Raw genomic sequence first — 372 nt, forward strand, 5'->3', positions numbered from 1 at the left:
ACGCGGACCCGGTCCTGACGGGCAAATACCCGGACCTGATCCGTGCGGCCAAGTTCTTCAGTTCCTTCGATCACCCGGACGGGGACATGGAGATCATCTCCCAGCCCCTGGACTTCTATGGGCTCAACTACTACATGCCCACCAAGGTGGCGGCGGGGCCCGGCAGCGGCACCGTGCCCTCAAGCATGGCGGAAGCCATGGGCAGCGACCTCAACGCCACGGGCAGCGGTGCAACGCCGTTCCACGTGGAAGCCTGGCCGGAAGCGGACATTACCGCCTACGGGTGGCCGGTCAAACCGGAGTACATGGCCGTGGCACTGAAGGAGATGGCGGACCGGTACCCCAACCTGCCGCCCGTGATCATCACCGAAG

1 protein-coding gene is annotated in these 372 nt (G+C 65.1%); it reads left to right on the forward strand.

The annotated features are described in order from the left end of the window. A partial coding sequence (locus AC1DKD_RS42465; protein ID WP_477144898.1) for a family 1 glycosylhydrolase occupies positions 1–372 on the forward strand: 372 nt, incomplete at both ends.

Source organism: Cupriavidus sp. 05T313 (genome assembly GCF_056396665.1).